Below are 17896 nucleotides of genomic sequence, written 5' to 3' on the forward strand. Positions count from 1 at the left end.
CTTATCTGTATCTACAAATATTTCTAATGGATCTTTAATATTAATATCCATTACTCTTCTTAATTCGATAGGTATAACAATTCTACCTAATTCATCCACTTTTCTAACAATCCCAGTGCTTTTCAAATGATTCACCTCTTTAATTTTTTTAGTTAAATTCATTATACCTTTATTTGTCAAATCATCTTATAGACGTAGCTACCTTAATGGTAGCGTTTTTGCCTTTAGGCCATCATCGAAAAATATATAAATTTAGTGTTGCAAAAATTGAGCCGACTTGATATTTAATATATTATCGGCAATTGTAAAAAGTCAGAACCATTGTGGGAACTGGCTTTTCATTTGCGCTTTTATTGGCCAAGGTTTATGCATATCAACAAATAGTGATAAAGCACGATTTGTTCTTTTTAAAGAATGAATGAAAATATGTATAAAACCTCGCAAATCTCCTTCATTAACTACCTTTTTCTTAAGAAAAAAACCACCTTAAGGTGGCGGTCATTAACGAAAGGTTTCTGCTTATTTTGCTTTTTTCGCTTTCTTCGGTTTCAAAGGAATGCTGTATTTTTTACTATGCTCATGTAATTTTTTCGCCAACTCTTCCGCTTCTTTTTTGGTCAATTTCATTCGGCTGTTCCTCCCCAAGTCTCTTTTACTAAAAGTTTGGTCAACAATGAATCTTTTTAAACATACCTCCTCTCTATCTCTCATATACATGAAATAAATCTAAGACACTATGACACTGTCTTAAAGCAAACTGACGAAATGAGGGGATTGTTTTGTTGAAAGAAGAGGAGAAAAAGAAAAGAAAAAGTCGTTCAGATAAAAAAAGAGAAATCAAACCGACCATTTCCATTGAATTAAAAAATTGTCTTTACCGATTGTCTTATATCACCAATCAACCCGTAAAAGATATTGTAGAAATCCTTTGCGAAAAAGGATTGCAGTCGAGAAAAGTCATGGAATATTTATCACAATATTTCAGGAGAGATTACCAATTTTCCAATACAACCTTCTTTGGACAACTCGAAAGGGAGTCGCTACAAAGAAAGTATCAATCACCTAAAAACGAAAGGGTCTCGGTTCGATTCACGCAGTGGACATATGAAGATATTCGCCAGCTGTCAGATGCCTTAGACGTCACGCCATCAAAAGCAACCGCTTTATTACTAGACGCAAGCGTGCAGAATGTGAATTTATTGAATGCCATGGTGAAAATATTCTTACACGAACAACTCGATCAATCACGCATGGAGGAATTAAAACAAGTCATGAAGTATGTAAATAAGAATAATCCATACAACGAAGAAATATCATGGTTTACTCTTTTATCCATGATTTTTGAAGAAGTAAAAGACAGCACCACGAATGTAAAAGTAGCTATTAATAATTGGTTGAACAAAAAAGAATAGTGCATGCTACAGATAAACATTTTTCAAAAGAGAGTTTCTACAAAATACCCTAAATTGGCATACAAGTGAATATTTATATAAAAATTTAGGAATGTTAATTTTATGGTAGTTAATTTCGTTGTACAAGGAGTAATAAAATGAAATCAAAAATTCTAATATCTCTCTTAGGAATATATTTATTTACCCAACCTCTTGTAGGAAGCGCAAATGTTAACTCGATTAATCATGAGAATTTATATGACTCTTATTTAACTTTACTGAACCCTTATGTTTATAAAATTATAAATGAAAAAGTTGGAACCGATCGTTCCTATGATTTATATGATGCGAAAATTATTAGTATAAAAAGAAATGTACCTGGGGAGACTCCTGAAGAAAAAGAGGTTAATAAAGGAGTATATGATTTTACCGTCAAAGTCCAATACAGAACTTTCGTTGGAGCGCATAATCCCCCTCTTGGGTTAGAAACCTTAACATTAAGAGTCACTCCTGGTGGAGTAAAATTATTAAATTTTAATCACAAAGATTTATAAAATAGCATAAAAAAAGAAATTAATAACGCTTCAGATTGGCTCTGTGGCGAAATTAATTTCTTTTAATAGGATTATTATCTTTTAATTTACAATGCTTAATTTTTCAATTTCAAATCCTCATGTTCTACTGAAAAGTTTTTGAGTTTAATTGGTTCGGAACATTCTTCTATGCTAATAAGATCAAATTCAGGAGTATTAATATATGTTTTATCCTTAGCATCCCATTCCATCTCAACTTTAAAAAGTTTTCTCTCACCTAATAAATGATGTTCTTCATACCACTCGATTGCCCCAATTGGTATTTGACCATTGAAAATATCTTTAATTATTGTGTTCGTTACTTGATTTGAAATATTAACGATAAAACTTTGAATAGATAATCCATCGTTGTCTTCATAGTATTTAACAGACACTAATTTATCACTTTTCGTAAACTCTTCTCCTACTTTCATTCTAATAGCAACATAACGAACAGGTGCTTTTCCTTCTTCATCTGGAACACGATAATAATTCAAAAATGGAAAATTAAACTCGTAAATTCCAGGATGAAAATGATAACGTATAATGTTATTTCTTTTAAATAGATTCATATTTATCTACCCCTTTTTAAAGTCTTTTTACTCTACCATTAAATGTATCCTTCCAATACCCACTTGTCATATCTTCAATTGCTACACCTTTACTTGTTTGAGCACCTATGAACTTTCCATCCCCTATATAAATGCCTACATGCCCATCATCTTTATAGGTGTTGAAGAAAACAAGGTCTCCCGGTTTCGCTTCTTTTAACGATATCGTTTTGCCAAGGTTCTTTAATGTATCGGTAGTAGTAGATGTTAATGACCCGAGATTTACACCGACTTGATCAAAAGCCCAATGCACAAAGCTCGAACAATCAAAGCGCCCTGCAGCAATATCACTTTGGTTTCTTCCACCACCAAAGACGTATTCAGAATTACCAATCCATTGACGCCCAATGTCAGCTACTTCTACACCACTTAAACCCTCTGTGCCATCTACAGCAACATATCCATCTACATATGAATCAGCAAAGCCTAAAACTTTCTCTACGTACCAATCAGCTCGGTTATAAGCGAATATGGCTTCTCTTAAATTACCATCAGCTGCTCCATTGGCAGCTAGATAGCTAGCTGCAGAGAAAATGGCATCCTCAATGTCGAATGGGTCAGCCTTTCCATCGTTATTCGCATCTACACCATACCCACCATACTTTTCTATCACTTTAGGATCTGATAAATCAGAATCTGATATATTCCCTGCGCCAATCCCTAAACAAGTTGGATGCCCCCATCCAACCCATGTACAGGGCATAAATTGCATGTGACCAAGTGCGCCCACAGGCGAAATCATCGGTTCGATTGTTGAAAAATGCGTTTCTACTCGATGGTGCGCAGCCAACAAATTCCACGGTACGCCATAAGCTTCTTGTGCTGCTTGATAAACAGGTATAAATACGGAAGGAATTTCATTCTGACCTAACTCCGAAATATCACCGCCCCATAGCCCTCCTGTTTGCGTTTTTGTCTCTTGTTCTGCACTAGAAGCTAAAAGGAAAAAGACGGATACAGCTATACCAATAAACAATATAACAACAGCTGCAACCCCTAATATGATGGGCCAACCAATTTGTGATGCTGCGGCAGTTCCTGCTTTTTGTGCTGCCTTTTTAGCAACTTGTTGCCCTGCTTTCTTTGCGGCTGCTTTCCCAGCTGTGGCAGCTGCGCTTTTTAGCGCCGAGCTGCCATCTGATTCATAATTGTCGTTTGGGTCATTAGCTTGAGACATTTACATTCACATCCTCTACAAGCCATTCACCGTTATTTTCTCTCAAACCAACAAGATACCAATCTTCTATTTTTTGAGTAGAACCATCAACGGATTTAGCTTCCCCTTTTACCATCACATTCCAACGGACAACAATGCTGCTAGCGTTAGAAACTTGTGTAATATCTACTTCATCCACCGTTAAATAAGTTCGTTCTAATGGCTCTCTACGAGGGTTTTTTTCGAATTTCTTATACAAAGCATCCGTCATAAACGGTTGCGCATTTTCTAAATACTCCATCGGCTTTTCAGCATTATAAGTGTGATATGCTTTTACAAATTTTATAGCGACATCTTTGGACCTTTCCATTTGTTCTTCGGAGAATTGCTCTGTTTGGTTGTATGTCTTAGTTGCTGTTGTTGATTCTTCGTCATTTTCTGTATCTTGAACGGCTGATGAAGAGCCAGAATCAGTGTTTTCCACTGATTCGACTACCTCTTCTGATTGCCCTGAATCTACTGCCATTTTGTTGAGAAAAAAATATGTGGTAAAGCCCACGACAAGGAAAATGGAAAGGGTAAATATAAACAGTTTCACACGATCTCTTTTACTGTGTTCAAAATCCCATCCAAACATTAGTTACCTCCTTCATTCTCTTGATTACCTTGTTTCTTTCTCCATTCAGCTACTTGTTCGGCTTCCCATTTAGTTAATGGTTTATCGTCTTTCTTTGCTCGATTAATGATTGTCTGAATTGCTTCAGCTGTCATTTTACTAACTCGTCTTGCTCCGTTTGATGTTGTTTGTTGAGTACTTGCATTGTTCTCATTGGTGATGTGATTTCGATTAAATGTCTCATTGATATTTCTTTGCGTACTTTCATTATTTGTGATGTTTCGATTAACTGTTTCATTGAAGTTTTGATTTATCTGTTCGTTATTAGTGATTTGTCGATTAACAGTCTCACTAATATTTCTTTGTGTATTTTCGTTATTCATTAAATTACGATTGACCGTTTCGTTAGAAACGTTGCTTTCTTGTGTGATACGGTCACGATTCACTGTGTTTTGAATGTTCTTAACATCATTGTCATGAGTAGATTGATTTCGATTAATCACTTCTTGAGCGGTCTGTTTATCTGTGTCATTATGAAGTGTTCGACGTTCGGCAAGATTTGATTGCTGCTTCTCTTGAATTTTGTCTGTATGTTCGCGCATATTTTGATGATTGACATTACGCTCTGACTGTTGACGATCATTAATATCCATACCTTCGAGTGTAGACGCTGTTTCTTTATCCGCAGGCTTTTCAGGATATCTATTCACTAATGGGATTGTATTACCTGAACCCATACGGCGACGTCGTAAATCATCTATATTCGTTACATTATCATTACTCTTATCTTGGCTATTAGAATCAATCTGACGGTCCATAAGCTCTTCTTGATTAGTTGGGGCATTTGCGATGTCTGGTCGATTATGGAGTTGGTTTTTATACGTTTCTTTTCCTTCTTGAAACTCTTGATCACTACGGTCAGCAAGAGTCATACTTCTTGCTGCAGCTGAAATACGGTCTTTTGTTTCACCTAATGCCTTTTTACGTTCAGCTAATTGTTGTTCGTCTAGCTTACCAATATGGGGCTGTGGTTTAAGTCCTGTTTTGCGGTTCGCTAAAGGTAAAGGACTCTTCTCGCCGTTCATTAACTCTTTACCTCTACGTAAATTATTCTTGGTTTGATTAAAGCGATTTCTGTAATTGTTTAATGTTTGACCGGTACTACTTTGAATATTACTTGTAGCTGTTGATACCATTCCAAACAAGTCTTTTCGTTTTGCCCAAACACCTACAAAACAAATAATTTGTAATAACATCATACCTAGATAACCTAAATCAGAGCTTTCTGTAGCTCGGTAAAGAATTGCGGAGACTCCAAACAAGATAGTTAATAATAAAGCTATAGCAATCTTCATAATCTGCGCATGAACGAGTTTCATAATCCAATTAAGAGCTGTTTGTTTCCAACTCGGTATTAAAGCCATCAATAATGGAACTGGTGCAAATAAAGCTAACACTAAAAAGATTAATTGATATAAAATGATTGTTCCTGAAATAAGAAGCAGAAAAACTCCGATGATGGTATTTGCGATGAAAAGTAACGGAACAAACGCAGCTCTTTGTTTGATACCTGAAGCTGACATCATTGTATTTTCATTTCTTTCTACTTCTGCTTTTACTAATTCTTCACGATCTTCAGGATTAAGAATAGGGTCAACCTCTAATATTTGATTTACTCGGTTACTATCAATTTGTGTAGTTCCATATTGCATAAGCAAATATGGCTTTTTCACCATTAAATCAAACATCTGATTTCTGATAGTAGCTAACCCCTCATCTTTGCTGTAACCCGATCCAGGATTAACAATACCTGCTGAAACCCCTAAAATGTTACTTTGTAATTCACTAGACCATTCATTAATACCACCTAAGAATTTCGCAGAATTAGCGAAGAACCCCATTGAAAAAACAAAGATAATTAAAGCTGAAATGATTCCACCCCATGCGCGACTACTTTCTCTTTTTACCATCCCTACATAAGCTGCCCACGCACCTACCATACATATAATAAAAGTGATTAATAGCGGCCAAAGACCATTGCCCATAAAACCATTTGAATTAAATCCTGCGATATTAGAAATCGCTGCACCAATCTGATCGATTACACTTGAAACAAAATCAAGTTCAAATGCATCTTGAACAATGACCATTGTGAAATTAGCTAATAAATTATTGAGCAACCATACCGCATTAACCATTTCCATTAGAGCTACATAAATTTGATTTCCTGCGCCATCTATCCAATTCCACGGCATCCAGTCACCAGATGTATCAACATACGTGTCAAGCTCATAATGATGTTGTGGATGCTCATTATACTCGAGCTCTACCTCTCCTACTCTTTGTGTATCTCTATCTTGTGGAACAAGATTATCTTGTAAGCTCTCTGCGGCTACAGGTACTTGCATTGTCACAAACATTAAACAGATGACAGCCAATAGCTTCAAGATTTTTTTCACTGATTATGCAGCTCCTTTAATATTTTCGGTTCTATATCTGCAATATGTGTATCGAAATTACGAAGATCACTGTAAGATGTACGCTTCCAGCCATCATCCGTTTTGATGATTTCCATTCTTTCTGTAACCATTTTTTTATCTTCTGGATTTTCATAAATCATTTCATAAAAATATCGATTATCTGAAGCTTTCCATTCGGTTAACTTATAGTTTTCAGCTTCACTTTCGTTATCTCCCTTAATTTCTTTATCTAAGGCAATTGATTTTTCATCTAATAATTCAAGCATTTTATGCTGATTATTTTGTATTTCTGCATTTACCCACTGAATCGCTACATCTGAAGGTCCTTGACCGTTTACTTCTTCGTTACCGCATGCTGCGGTAACGAAGATTGTTGTTGTCAATCCTGCTGCAACTAACCATTTCTTCATACATAAACCTCCGTTTCTTCTTTTTCTGGTTGATTATTCTTTTCTTGTATAACCTCATTTTCTTCTATTTCCTCCGAAACCCTTTCAGCAGGTGGTCTTGTATCGAATGCGTCGAATAAGTCATGGAATAAAGCATTAATGGAAACAACTCCTACACGACCAGAAATATCTTGAAATAGACATTGGCCATTCTGTAATTCACTCAATATAGATGCGTTATATTCAGTATTTTTTAAATTTAATAAGGAAAGCACATTTTCAATTTCTTTTGAGTCGGTACTTCTAAAAGCAAATTTCATACCGATGTTATTCTTCATTTTTTCATCTAACAAGTCATCCGCATTTTGTGTTACAAAGTAAATTCCAGCATTCATAGAACGCCCTGCACGCACAAGACGTGTAGCTAAGTGACTCCCTTGGCTTGTGTTTAAGATTGCCCAAGCTTCATCAAGTAACACCACTTTAAAGATACTACGATCAGAATGAATGAATTTTAATGCGAACGACGAAATTGGAAGCATCATTGCTATAGAAAGCATTTCAGATAAGTTGTATTTTTCTGGAGGTGTGTCAGGTGATGGCAACTCTAAATTTTGTATTTGTAGAACGTTTAATGCTGTTTCTAAGCTAATAGATGATTGACCCTCTCCATCACCGAATAATAGCTGTGCAAAGGATAATTCACTAAAGGACTGAATATGTCCACCAAGTTCTCTTGCCACTTCGTCATCATCATTTAGCAAGGTTTGCATTACTTTTTTCAAACAAGGCTTTTCTCCTTCGGCAACCACACGCACAGCATGTGTTAATTTAGGAAATCGTTTAGAATCATCTAAACGCACACCTGTGAGGAACGTTAGGATGTCTAGAGCAAGCGTTTCAGCTTCTTTGATATTATCGTGTATGGAAAACGGGTCGAGCCTTCCAGCATCCTCTGCTTTCGTAGAAAGCGAAATGATGTTGACATGGTCTCTTAAATCATAAAGCTTGTCGCCCCATTCATCTCTATCTCCCTTTGGGTCCACCACTAAAGCTTTTCCTCCTGATAATACCGATAAATACGTAATCAAGTTAGCACAAAAGGATTTTCCTCCACCTAGTGAGCCAAGAAATGCTGCTGATAAAGCATTTGTTTTCGTTCCTCTAATCCCTTGTGCAGCTCGGTTAGGCATAATATAAACAGGTTGGTCTAAGATACCTGTTGAACCGATAAAAAAGCCTTCTCCATCGCCTAATTGTTTAGTAGCTCCAAACATCCCTCCTGCTACTGTCGCAGGCTCCATGAAATGAACATAATCGGTAACATACCTTTTAGCTGCTGGTAGAAACTCATTAAATGCATGCCACTGATCACCATAAGGTTGCTCGATTTGAAACATCATATCTTGGTAATGGTCCTTCAACGTATCACAACGTCTTTTTAATTCATCTTCATCTGATGCAGATACAGCGAAAACAATAGATGTTTTAATTAATGGCATTCGTGATTTTTGTAAATGAGCTTCTAGCTCATGCGCTTCTTGCCTTCCTTCCAATACGTTCAACCCTGTATCATTGCCTGTTTCTCTTGCGTGACGATCTTGGTCTTTTAATTCTTTCTGTTTGTTTCGTACAGCTGATAAAGCTTTACGATTATCCATCGTTTCTGTGCGAATACTGATTTCTACAGGGAAATCAAGGCTTTGAATGGCATATATCCATTCTTCATTCGGAAATTCTAATTCATAAGGTACACTTGAAACAGTTAGAAAAGCGACATGCCCTTCTCTTTCTTCACCTTCATGAATTTGCTTTAATAAAAGGCTCCGTTTAGGAGAATCATCGATCAACCCTTCGGTTAAACGTAAAATGTCATGATGCATCGGGCGGCGAACAGTTACATTCTCTTCCTCATATTCTTTATAATTCACTGTGTACGCTGGACTCCAATTTTGTATAAGAGGCGCTTTCCCAATCCCTCGATAAAAGTTTCTTCTAATCAACCATTGAACTGTTAATTCATCCACTGGTTCAGCTCTCATACGTGAATGAACTTTATTATGAATACGTCGTTCCGATTTACGATAACGCAAAATTTCATCTTCGATAATTTCAGGTGTATCTAGACCTGATGCTTCATTCACACCGCTAATAAATTCCTTCCACGCTTCTTTTAAGTCCTGAAGAAAGGTTTTTTTATTTTTTACATTGTCGGGTTTCGGCAATTTTACGCCAATGAAAAACAAATACTCTGTTCCTTCTTTGCCTAACATACTTTCCAATTGGATGGCTGCGTCATCCGTATGTTTAGCAGCAGCTTCTTTTAATGGACCTGTTAATGTTTTTTTGAATTTATTATGTTTCTCTTCTATCGATTGAAAATTCGGAACAACAAGCAAATGAGTATCTAAGTTAATTTGCCAAAAAAATGCTTTAATTTTGGTAAAAATAATGTCCTTCTCGTCAGTTGCAAGAAAATCGTAATTAAACCCTTCTAATTTATAATAAGCCCAACAACTGCCATCTTGAGAAAACACCAAATTGCCTTCAAAATATTTAACGGGAAATTCGATGTTCATTTACTTCACCATCCTTTTTTTGATAACTAAGCTTTCGATAACTAATAGAATTTTTATATTTATAAGGAGCTTTCACTTCTGAAACTTCCTTATATCGGTTTATACGGCGAGGGCTAAGGTGGTATTGTGCCGCCCGATAAAAGAATCGGTGCGGCGCTTTTCCATCTAACAGTTGTTTGGTAAAAAACCAGGCAAATAATCCCGGTAAAAAGATGTATTCAATCAAACCCAAATCAATTAAACTTAAAGGGGGGAATTTGTTTAGGAACCAAACCAAGGCAACTCCACCCGCAAAAAATCCTATCTGCCGATACGTCACAGGTATCGGCAGTGGGATGTCTTGCACCCCATAAAGTACCTTTTCCACTTTCCATACACTGTTATAGGTTCGTAGAATCTTTGGTCTCATATATTACCCTCCGAACACGGTTCTGAATAAGTTAGAACCAAGATTTGTAATAGTGTCTGGGTTAAATACAAATACTCCTACAACCATCGCGAATATAGCAAATCCAACGAACCTAGAAAACTCTCTTTTCACTAAGAAATAAATTGCTATAGCTCCGATAGCTACCAAAAACAAAGCACCAATTTGTGTTGAAAACCAACTTTGAATATTTTCTCCAAAATTCATAATCTATGAACCTCCTAATTATTGATTCTTTAATTCATTTACAAACCATCGATTATCTTTGACAATTTCCATTTCATACGGGTAAACAAGTTCTGCTTTAGAATGTTGATCGCTAAAAGCAACCGTGGCATGAACGATATATTCTCCTTCTTTTTCCCCTTCCTTCACGACAAGGTTTTTCACTTCTTTGAAAGTCATGATACCAGTCATAGATAAAACTGAATCATCATTATCTTTCGAATAATAAGTTAATTCTTCTTGTGTGCCTGTCGTATATACCTTGAAGAAGGTATATAAGAAGGTTTTTACTTCTTCCTGCAATTCAGAACTTAACACTTTATCTTCTTCGCTTATTTTAGTGTCTGCTGCAATGTCTGGCTTTTGAGGGGCAGCCACGAAATAAGGTATTTGATGCACTACATAAGATTGGCCATCTGTTTTCACTGGAACAACAAAGTATTTTTCGTGTGGTCCTGATGTTTCTTCTTTAGGTTGAGGTGGTTTCTTTTTATCCTTCTTAGCTTTTTCTACTGCTTTTTTGTCAGGTGAAATCATCTTTTTCAAGTTCTGATTGATTCGTAGTGTAATCAAAGCTTCATTTTTTTTCGTTTCTTCTACCTTCCATACTTGTGAAGAAGATAACGTGCTGCTCCATTCCATCCCTTCATAAGATAATCCTGCTTGCTGATCTAATCCTTCAGCTAAATATTTAGATAAGCGTTCCCCTCTTTTTTCTCTTGCTTCATCGGTGTTATCCCAAATGAAATATTGAGACGCAAAGTTTTGCGCAAAGGTTTGACCGCCCTCTTTAGCTGCTAGATTTACCACTTCCTCTTGTGCTTCTGTCGGAATCTCTTCTTTTGCTTCATTGGCTCCTGCATTTCCCACTCTGACAATAGCGATAATTGATAAGAACAACACAAGCCCAAACCCAGTCCAAAACACACCTTTAAGCATTTTTTTCCTGAATACCGTTTTCGGATATTCTCGCTTTTTCATAATGCCCTCCTTTTTATTTCATCATTTCTTCCATGGCTTTCTTTCTACTATCTTTTTTCTTGGCTTCTTCTCCTAAAGCCCAAACAGCTATACAAAGGAAAAGAATTAATCCTAGAGTTGCCCAAATACCATATTCAGTATAAAAGCTTTTCAGCCATCCTAAGACATCATCTGCTGCTTCTGCGAAAGGTGGATATTGATCATAAGCAAATTGAAATAGAAAGTATCCAGCAATAATCATAAGTGCAAGAATGATGACTAATCCGACTAATCGCTTTAAAAATCCCAATAGCATATCTTTAATGGTACTATCACCACTCGACGAAGAACCTCGCTTCACCTTGTACCCCAATCCAATCACCTCCTTTCAAGTGCAGCTTCAATTTTTGAATATTAATATTCAATTTTTTATTCTATACGTTTATATAGGCTATATAGTTTCTCTTGGTCAGTAGAATGCGCAGCCTTCCATATGTCACCGTAAGGATTTTCTAAAACCTCATCATAAGTAGCAAACATCAAAGCACCACCAATTTTTTCGATTTCTCTTGATTCTGCTTTTTTAGCATTTCTCATCAATTGATCTCTTTCGTTTTGGTTACTCGATACAAATAAAACACGAACAAGTTGTATATTATCACCAAAAACCACATCATCTTTATAAGCGCCTTTTCTCACATATTCGTTATAGCGTCGTAACTTATTTATGGTGACATCAATCCTTTGACGACTTCTTTCTAATTCCACTAAGTATAAGATTTGAATAGATTGCTCATTTAGCGTGCGTTCTAAAACAAATGCACCATCGGGCCGAATAACAGTAGTTGCTGATTGCTTCACTTTACCTTCTTTGTCTTTTGAGGATTCCCCATAATTCCTGAAAGCTCGCCTTTCAGAGAAAAATTCTTTAAAAGCAAATACTTTATCTTTTTGTGAAGCATAAGCACCTTGAATATGAGACATCTGCAATGAATGATAAATATATGTTGGTGTACGATCAGTCCATCGTTTATCCCAATCAGATTCCCCTAAAATCTCTTTCACTTCTTGCACACCCTTATTATCTAAGGTGTAAACTAAACGGTCATTTCCACGTGTTGACGCTTTAGCAACTGGAAAAGATTTAATATAACCCTCTCTTTGCAATGCGTTCATTTGCCGTGATATCCACGGTCTAGAATAAGCTGTCCCGTCAGGGTGAACATAGATGTATTTTTCTAAATACGGTACATCCACAAAAACCAAGTCATGCAATGATACAAATAATTGTTCTTCTATATCTCCGATTCTTTTTACCATTCCTCATTAACCCCCTAAACCAATAAATCCTCGATATTAACCGCTTTTTTATCATTTGACTCCCTCTTCTCCTGATTATCTTCTAGATTTGGTGTGTCCTCTTGATTTGTGTCATCAGCAATTAAACCATCATTTTCAGATTCATCTTTCTGCTCATCTTGTTCCATTAATTCTTCTGTCAAAGCATGTAATTCACCACTTATCTCATGAAATGCTTCATTTTCTTGGTCAGGAATTTCATCATCGCCAACCAACACATCTAATTCCATATATTCATCAACTGGTTCTACTTCCGATTCCTTCGTAACCACTGGAACAGCTAATTTTTCATACTCTAATGCCTCTTCAATCGTTCTTTGTTTAATACCAGGAATCGAAGATTGATAAAGTGCTTCTTGTGGTGCTTTCATCCGAATCAGAAAAGGTCTTGTTCGTTCATTTCCAACCTGCATACGCATATATGCATGATAAGGTTCAACTTGAAGGTAATCCGATTCTTTTAATGTTTCCGATGTCATCGATCTATTCACATATGCTGCGTCATCAGGCTCTCCTAAACGGAAAGAAACAAGCGTTCCAAAGTTTCTGAAAATCGCTGACGCAACTTCTCGTGGCAGCTGATCTTTAATCCCCTGCATCCCTAAAATAATAGATGTTTTATACTTCCGAAGTTCCGAAGCAAAAGATTCGATAGCGTCAGTACTATGCTCCATAAGCGTTGGCGCCTCATCTACCATCACAAAATGATAAGGTAAACGGCTTCTTTTAGATGCTGGTGTATCTGCACGACTTTTCCCTGCCAATTCAGCAAACGTTAAACACATTGAGCCAATCAATTTCTTTTCATCACTGGTTAACTCTGATAAATCCAATAAATTGATTCGCCCTTCATCCATACTTTCTCGAAAGCGTAAACCATTTGTTTTTGCTCTCAACATTTTTCCTAATACACCTGATAAAGTAATTTTACGAAGCTTATTAAGAGTAGAATTTGTTTTTGCTTGAAGTTCCCTATCTTGCAACTGTTGTAAATTCGCAAAATAAAGGAACAAGTCATTTTCTATAGGGTCTGCTCGATCCAAACGTTCTAAAACAGAATCACGATAATCAGGGTCACTTAAAAGCCTCTGTAAATTCGGCAAGCTTGCTTCCCCTACTCGTTGTAAGGCGATTCCTCCATTTAAGAAATTGTCATCAATATTAGGACCCCAAAAATCCTTCCAAGTTCGTTTTAATACATCTGCTACCGTTTGTGCAATTTTATCCTCACTTGTAGCAAAATCAACATCATAAACATTAAAAGGAAGTTCCCCTTCTGAAAATTTGATGTATCTCACAAGATGCTGCTTTTCAGGCGGAATACGTGCTGCAATGTCCTGACATAAATCACCATGGGGATCAATAACCGTTCCACCTATAGATGTACCAACTCCATCCAATTTGATTAAATCTTCCACGAGATTATACATCGCTGTTGATTTACCCATACCAGACATTCCAAGAAATGCTGCATGATATCTAAGTGTAGCTAAATCAAACAATACACTAGTTTCATTCCCATGATATTGATGATCTCCTAGGGATATCGTCAAATTCGGGTCAAATGAAGGTTTCTTTAATTCCTTTGGCAATGGGGTAGCCCTCATTTTCAAACGATTCAACTTATTATTTTGCACTCGTTCGCTTGGCAATCTCATAATTGCGGCCATTTCTTCAGTGCCTAAAACAACTCGCTTTTTTTTAGTTTCAATGGAAAATAATCGATTTTGAAACTCCCATCGAAATAAAGGGCGAATCGTTCGAAACCACCACCATTCACGACCTTTTAACTGATTAAGCCTTCCGCTAGAGAAAGTACCTATAGAACCTTTAGCGCTTTTAATTAAAGATTTAACATCTTTTTGATCTCGACCAAACGCAACAACCTTTATGCCAATCCTAGATAAAACACGAGTTGATTTCCCTTCAATAGCTGACAAATATAACTCATTATCTTTTTCTAATGTTTCATCCGCTGCGCCTTGTTTATGAAATTGTTTAGTAATTCCTCTAAAACTTCTCTCAGTGCCATAAGCCGGCTGAACTAAAAATTGCATATGAATTTCTTGCTCATCTTCTAATCCATCTAAAAACTCAATTATTTCTGCTTGGGTATCTACAACTTCATTGTGGTATGTCTTGATGGGAACTGTCCAATGACTCTCGGTGAATAGCTTCGTTGCTGCATGAGGGCGTTTAAAATCTAATGGAGTTGGGTTAACTTCTGTAATTTCTACTTCTGGATGTTCTGCATAATATTTACTTTTAAATGCTCTTCCTACATGATCATCAGGAACCCAAACAAAAAATCTTATATCATCTTTTGTGGCAATAATTTCCCAACTAATCCATTCTTGCTTAATCAATCTTCTATACCATGGTCTATTTAGAAAACTCAACATTGTCGACCATGCTGTTTCATCTTTAAAATACAAAATCTTTGCATCCATCGTTGTCTTTAATTCATAAATTTTTCCCCTTTTCGGAATCAAAAATGGCAATAAATGATACCTCAAATACTCCACCTCCCTAAAAACTCATTATCAACTATTACATTATTTTCTCAATTACATTACTTTACCAATCACAAAATTCTAACTTCCAATTACCTCTTATCCTAACCGATCTATCCACCACACTCTCATAAAATACCCTCTTTTCCCCTCTCTCTTGAACTCCTTTACTTGAACTTACTCTCTTGAACTACTTACTTACTCTCTTGAACTTAACTCTCTACCCACTTACCTCCCCCCACACTCACTCTCTCTTACTTACTTACTTAACTTACTTACTCTCTCTCACTTACTTACTATTCACCACTCCCCCCCTACCACTACATAACATTTGAAATCAGGTAAGTGGGTTAAATATCTAAGGTCCTGCCAAATGATCACGGGTAAACGATTCACCTACCCGTGATCATTTAGCAGGACCGGCCACGGCTCAACCAGGAATTTTGAAGAGCCAGATAAAGAAATATTAGAAAGCAAAAACAAGGACCGGCCACGGCTCAACCACCCAAACCAATTAATTAATTACTTAAAGTGGTGATTAGTATTATTTAATATTTGATTATATGATTAATTGCCTTAATCATAACACACTGGAAATTATATACAAGGGACCTTATTCCCAATATACACCAGTATTTTTCCTATTTTTAGGTGGTCCATTTCTCCCAGAAGGCAATAGTAAAGAAGCTGGTTCCTCAAGGAATTTTGAAGAGCCAGATAAAGAAATATTAGAAAGCAAAAACAAACCAGTGAACCCACCCACCACCTGATCTATAAATGTATTTGAATTGGACCCATTTCTTTTTTGTTCCCTTTTGCGTTGGAAAGGGATGACTTTTGTTTTCTTAATAAGGGTTAAAGTGGTTTCCGCAGCACGTCCTTTTCCTTCTATCTTCTTTGTAATTATTCCAATTTGAACAAGGTGTTCTATTATCTTTTTAAAAGTTGTATACGGGATGTTTTTTTTCTCATTTGATGACGACCTAACCTCTTCAACAATCTTTCTTTGTGCAGCAGATACACTTCCTCCTTTGGCTTTTAAATAGTTAATGATATCTTCTTTCCATTCATCAAAATGGCTATATGTACGTTCTTCTCTTGGTTTTGCTTCCTCCCATGTTTGATAAGTAAATGGCATACCTGAAAGCAAACGAATCCAATAAGATGACGGGCCATGCGGAGCATCTTTTTTAAATGCGCTTTTTACTTTTCTTTTAACATCTAATTGACGCATGGGTGGCTCATTTAAAGCATTCCATTCTTGCAAAAAAACTTCTGTTTCATTTTCACTGTATCCATTCGCTTTGTATGCCAAAGCAAGCGTATAGCAAGTGTTATCTCTTTGACCTTCTGATACGCCTTCTAAAAGCTTTTTGATTGCTGGATGTTGTAGTAATCCATCTACACCTACACAAGCTACTTTCCTTTCTTCTGCTTTTTCTTCTTGATAAATAGATAACCAGTCACATAGATTATCAAAACTAATACGACTATCAGTCTGATAAACAATGTTTGATTCGGTAGGCATACGAAACCATCGCTCTGCTCCCACAGCCTGTAAATCGCCATTTAAAGCTTCAGCAATACTCATTTGAATTCGTTTATAATGAGCTGTCACTTTTGGAAAAGCTCTTTTAGGGCTATTCAAATACCAATAAAGGTGAAAACCACCTGAAGGTGTTGAAACAACTAAAGAAGGCATGGGGAGTCCTGCATCATTTACAGAATCCAATACATCAGGAAGAAAAAGCCCGCCCTGGTTGTATCCATTTTTTGCATCTATATCAACAACCATAGCATTTAGCCAACGTAAAGCACCCTCATGACGTTGATCATTGCGGTAAAACGTATTAGGTGTGTAATATGTATAAGCTTCTGTCGCACCAAATAAGGAGCGATATGTACGCACAGCTTTAGGCTTTTCGTAAAACGTATTACAAACATAAACCCAACCCAAATGACTGTTATAACCGCTTTGCTGCTTATCTATTTGTTTTTTTGGTAAATCTGTTAGTTGATCTCTATAAATCTCTCTTAATGCGTTCATTTCTTCTCCTTCTCCACACAAAAAGACCGCCACAAGCTGCCCTGTAGCGGTCCTAAACCTTTAACTTTGATAGAGAAAGATGCAGAATTTTGTTAGGTTTTACCGAACAAAAAACATTGCAATTATCCAAAATTTCATATATGATAAGTACATATATGAATAAGAACAATCATGATGTTGACAGCATCATGATTTACCTATCAAAGCTAGATCGAGGTTGGTTGCCGTGGAGCTAGCTTATTTCTAAAAGAGCGGTGTTGACAGCACGGCTCTTTTTACTTGTTTTTTTATGTATTTGTTTTTGTATTTTTATTATAAAAAATCTCTTAGACTAGTAAATTTTAGAATTATCTATAACTATACATAAAACTTTTTTGTTTGTCTACTATTCTTCCGATCGGCGAAAAGAAGCCAATCGGTTTTTTTTATGCGCTATTTGTGCGCAAAATATAATATATTATATGTATAAATAATATAAAAGAACACTATTTTTTACGCATTTTGTGCGCACAAAATACATAAAATGTATTGCCATAGTATTAAAATAAATGTATACTATACTTAGATAGCA

Annotated in this window: 16 protein-coding genes; 2 read left to right on the forward strand and 14 right to left on the reverse strand. The window is 36.2% G+C overall.

The genetic code is table 11. From position 1 onward, the window contains the following. Positions 1–126, reverse strand: a 126-nt coding sequence (locus MKX83_RS24290) for an AbrB/MazE/SpoVT family DNA-binding domain-containing protein (RefSeq protein WP_341060490.1), incomplete at its 3' end; no start/stop codon positions are given. Between the two features lie 656 nt (positions 127–782). Here MKX83_RS24290 and MKX83_RS24295 point away from each other — a divergent pair. Next, the gene (locus MKX83_RS24295; protein ID WP_341060443.1) at positions 783–1412 is read left to right on the forward strand and encodes a hypothetical protein; all 630 of its coding nucleotides are present in this window, start codon (positions 783–785) and stop codon (positions 1410–1412) included. Between the two features lie 137 nt (positions 1413–1549). Beyond that, the gene (locus tag MKX83_RS24300) at positions 1550–1945 is read left to right on the forward strand and encodes a DUF3888 domain-containing protein (protein ID WP_341060445.1); all 396 of its coding nucleotides are present in this window, start codon (positions 1550–1552) and stop codon (positions 1943–1945) included. Between the two features lie 95 nt (positions 1946–2040). Here the strand turns inward: MKX83_RS24300 and MKX83_RS24305 are convergent, their stop codons facing one another. The 13 genes from MKX83_RS24305 to MKX83_RS24365 form a co-directional block, all read right to left on the reverse strand. Then, a complete protein-coding gene (locus MKX83_RS24305) occupies positions 2041–2535 on the reverse strand; it encodes a hypothetical protein (protein ID WP_341060447.1) in 495 nt (164 codons plus the stop codon). Positions 2536–2551: 16 nt separating this feature from the next. Further along, on the reverse strand, positions 2552–3751 hold the full coding sequence (locus MKX83_RS24310; RefSeq protein WP_341060449.1) for a C40 family peptidase: 1200 nt from the start codon (positions 3749–3751) through the stop codon (positions 2552–2554). Further along, positions 3738–4367 (reverse strand): hypothetical protein, encoded by a 630-nt coding sequence (locus MKX83_RS24315; protein ID WP_341060451.1) that lies wholly within the window; start codon positions 4365–4367, stop codon positions 3738–3740. Before MKX83_RS24315 ends, MKX83_RS24310 begins: the two co-directional genes overlap by 14 nt. Continuing rightward, the gene (locus MKX83_RS24320) at positions 4367–6805 is read right to left on the reverse strand and encodes a CD3337/EF1877 family mobilome membrane protein (RefSeq protein ID WP_341060453.1); all 2439 of its coding nucleotides are present in this window, start codon (positions 6803–6805) and stop codon (positions 4367–4369) included. Before MKX83_RS24320 ends, MKX83_RS24315 begins: the two co-directional genes overlap by 1 nt. After that, on the reverse strand, positions 6802–7236 hold the full coding sequence (locus tag MKX83_RS24325) for a hypothetical protein (protein ID WP_340978753.1): 435 nt from the start codon (positions 7234–7236) through the stop codon (positions 6802–6804). The genes MKX83_RS24320 and MKX83_RS24325 overlap by 4 nt, the downstream gene beginning before the upstream one ends. Beyond that, a complete protein-coding gene (locus tag MKX83_RS24330; RefSeq protein ID WP_341060455.1) occupies positions 7233–9794 on the reverse strand; it encodes an ATP-binding protein in 2562 nt (853 codons plus the stop codon). Before MKX83_RS24330 ends, MKX83_RS24325 begins: the two co-directional genes overlap by 4 nt. Then, positions 9772–10203, reverse strand: coding sequence for a TcpE family conjugal transfer membrane protein (locus MKX83_RS24335; RefSeq protein WP_341060458.1), 432 nt, complete (start codon positions 10201–10203; stop codon positions 9772–9774). Before MKX83_RS24335 ends, MKX83_RS24330 begins: the two co-directional genes overlap by 23 nt. 3 nt (positions 10204–10206) lie before the next feature. Further along, entirely contained in the window at positions 10207–10428 is a 222-nt protein-coding gene (locus MKX83_RS24340; protein ID WP_289432525.1) for a hypothetical protein, read from the reverse strand. A gap of 18 nt (positions 10429–10446) precedes the next feature. Continuing rightward, positions 10447–11427, reverse strand: coding sequence for a conjugal transfer protein (locus MKX83_RS24345; RefSeq protein WP_341060460.1), 981 nt, complete (start codon positions 11425–11427; stop codon positions 10447–10449). Between the two features lie 13 nt (positions 11428–11440). Next, on the reverse strand, positions 11441–11779 hold the full coding sequence (locus MKX83_RS24350) for a hypothetical protein (protein WP_289432527.1): 339 nt from the start codon (positions 11777–11779) through the stop codon (positions 11441–11443). A 56-nt stretch (positions 11780–11835) separates the two neighbouring features. After that, positions 11836–12726, reverse strand: coding sequence for a replication-relaxation family protein (locus MKX83_RS24355; RefSeq protein ID WP_289432528.1), 891 nt, complete (start codon positions 12724–12726; stop codon positions 11836–11838). Between the two features lie 14 nt (positions 12727–12740). Continuing rightward, positions 12741–15281, reverse strand: a complete 2541-nt coding sequence (locus MKX83_RS24360; protein WP_341060462.1) for an ATP-binding protein — start codon at positions 15279–15281, stop codon at positions 12741–12743. A 610-nt stretch (positions 15282–15891) separates the two neighbouring features. Further along, on the reverse strand, positions 15892–17325 hold the full coding sequence (locus tag MKX83_RS24365) for a primase C-terminal domain-containing protein (protein WP_341060464.1): 1434 nt from the start codon (positions 17323–17325) through the stop codon (positions 15892–15894). Positions 17326–17896 lie beyond the last annotated feature (571 nt).

The organism is Cytobacillus sp. FSL M8-0252 (assembly GCF_038007345.1).
GTDB lineage: Bacteria > Bacillota > Bacilli > Bacillales > Cytobacillaceae > Cytobacillus > Cytobacillus kochii.